4 protein-coding genes are annotated in these 2,163 nt (G+C 46.7%); all 4 read left to right on the top strand.

Going from position 1 to position 2,163, the window contains the following annotated elements; translation table 11 throughout:
* Positions 1-69 precede the first annotated feature (69 nt).
* Complete coding sequence (locus BQ17_RS01570; RefSeq protein WP_141699031.1) at positions 70-690, top strand: hypothetical protein; 621 nt, start codon at positions 70-72, stop codon at positions 688-690.
* Positions 691-786: 96 nt separating this feature from the next.
* Entirely contained in the window at positions 787-1,362 is a 576-nt protein-coding gene (locus BQ17_RS01565; RefSeq protein WP_089723986.1) for a type I restriction endonuclease, read from the top strand.
* A 146-nt stretch (positions 1,363-1,508) separates the two neighbouring features.
* Positions 1,509-1,748, top strand: a complete 240-nt coding sequence (locus BQ17_RS01560) for an FAD assembly factor SdhE (protein ID WP_089723985.1) — start codon at positions 1,509-1,511, stop codon at positions 1,746-1,748.
* Between the two features lie 125 nt (positions 1,749-1,873).
* Positions 1,874-2,163: transposase (locus BQ17_RS01555; RefSeq protein ID WP_089723988.1), on the top strand; the 290-nt coding region annotated here is incomplete at its 3' end.

Raw genomic sequence — 2,163 nt, 5'->3', positions numbered from 1 at the left:
AAACATTATCCTGGAATGATTTAGGACTTTCAGTCCAGGGGGCAACCTATGCACTTTAGTGCATAGTGGTTGAGTGATTATAAGAGTATGGAAGACGTGTTGCGGAAAGAACCTGTCATTATTCTCAATGAAGCATTCCTGCCAGAGCAAGTGGCGAGAGACTTGCCAGACTGGTTTTTGCAAGACATTACATTCGCCTTATCCATTAAAAGCTCTCAAGAAAATGAAGCGTTTTATGAAGAATTTTTCATTGTTCCATTTCTGAAAGAAATCTGGAAACATCACAGAAATATCAAAGTGTGGTCGCATATTTATATCCAATACGACGACGATTTATGCGGAAATCCGGACTATATTGTGTCTGCCTTACATGAGGCCCACTCGTATGAAGTGCTGAGTACCCCTCTCTTAGCGGCGATTCAGGCGAAACAACAAAATTTTATTGCAGGCTGGGGGCAATGTCTTGCCGCCATGCTTGCCTGTCAGAAAATCAATGCCGATCACCCTCGAGACGATCGGCCATTACCTCCGGTGTATGGGATTGTCTCGACTGGTGAGATCTGGGAATTTGGCAAACTCGAAGCGCACACATTGAAAAAATATCCTGCCCCGATTTCAATTGCCAACCCGGTCCAACTTGCGGGAGTGCTGGATTATATTTTTTCGGAATGTGAACGTGTGTCATTTTAGGATGCGGAATTTCTTATAATTATCATGGCCTTCCGGTTTCGGCAATCCCTGTCGAACTTAGCAGCATTGCCTTGAGATGTATGGAGGGGATAGAAGATGTTTAGTGATTTCAGAACCAAAACGGATTTGGAGCGCATCGGCTATAAACTGAAGGAAAAGGATCTGTCGCTCCCAGAGCATGAGCAGATTTCTGATGCGGCCTATGACAATATCCAAACATTTATGAAACTGTTTTATAGCAATGAAGAGGCCGTCAAAGCCCTCATTTTGACACCTATTGTCGTCAATGTTATCGAACAATTGCACGGAAAATACAGTATCCTCTATGAAGAATACATCGAGGTTGATGAGAACTTGAGGGGACGATGCGATCTGATTGTCTCGAAGGTCGAAGAGGATGATACGAATGATACATTAGGTGATTATCCGATTGTGGTGATTGAGGCAAAAAAGAAGACGATTGAAGAGGCCTTGAGTCAATGTGCCGCCGAACTTGTGGCCTTGCATAAACTTGGGAAACACGCGCAGTATGGTGTAATTTCAACCGGGGATGACTGGATGTTTTTGGAGATTTTCCCCGAGCAACAGCTTGTCTACCAGCATCACCGCAAGTTTTATCTTCCTGATATTCGACGTGTTGCCAATATTCTGTTAAGCATGCTTACGGTGTGATACCAGGGAGTACTGTGTAAACTGTATGTGATGTAACCTATTGCATGGTAATCATCTTTATCCGCAGATTACGCAGATTTTCACAGATTATTTCATTTTCATCTGTGAAAATCTGCGTAATCTGCGGATTAAAAAGTAACGTCTCAATGACCCATTACGCCAAGCTGAAATGGTATTGTCGCCGGGGTATGCGTGAGTTGGACCTGCTCCTGGAGGGTTTTTTGGAGAACCGATACGAGGCGCTCTCCGCAACCGACCGTGTGAGCTTCGAGCGCCTGTTGGATTGCAGCAACGAGGACCTCATGGCCTGGCTTATCGATGGGGATTCTCCACGAGACGAGCAATTGGCGGGAATCGTGAACTGGATACGAACTCGACACTTGTAATCCAAGCTATTTTCCGCAAGAAAGGAACAAAAAACAAAAAAAGGACACCCACTTTGTTTGGCATCTCTTCCACCCCAAGCTAAGCTCCTTCCCGACACCAAGATCAAGATCACAGGAAATCTGCCATGACCGCCCCCCGCTCCGTTCTTGTCTCTCTTGAGGACACCCCCTGGTATCATTGCGTCTGTCGCTGTGTACGTCGTGCCTTCTTGTGTGGCGAGGACCACGCCTCGGGTATGAATTTCGACCATCGCCGCGATTGGATTGTCGAGCGTATGCAGCAGCTTGCGACCCTGTTTGCCATCGATGTGGCCGCCTACGCGGTGATGAGTAACCACTATCACATCGTGGTACGCATCGACCGGGAACGGGCCTCGGAGTGGTCGATAGAGGAGGTCCTGAAACGCTGGACGGC

The sequence above is a fragment of the Candidatus Thiosymbion oneisti genome (assembly GCF_900092655.1).
GTDB classification, from domain to species: Bacteria; Pseudomonadota; Gammaproteobacteria; order Chromatiales; family Chromatiaceae; genus Thiosymbion; species Thiosymbion oneisti.
This window is presented reverse-complemented; position numbering and strand designations above follow the sequence as displayed.

What these genes read in the sequence shown, in the direction of transcription:
- BQ17_RS01565 (WP_089723986.1), top strand. Translation starts at nt 787, where the DNA reads ATGTTTAGTGATTTCAGAACCAAAACGGATTTGGAGCGCATCGGCTAT.
- BQ17_RS01560 (WP_089723985.1), top strand. Translation starts at nt 1,509, where the DNA reads ATGACCCATTACGCCAAGCTGAAATGGTATTGTCGCCGGGGTATGCGT.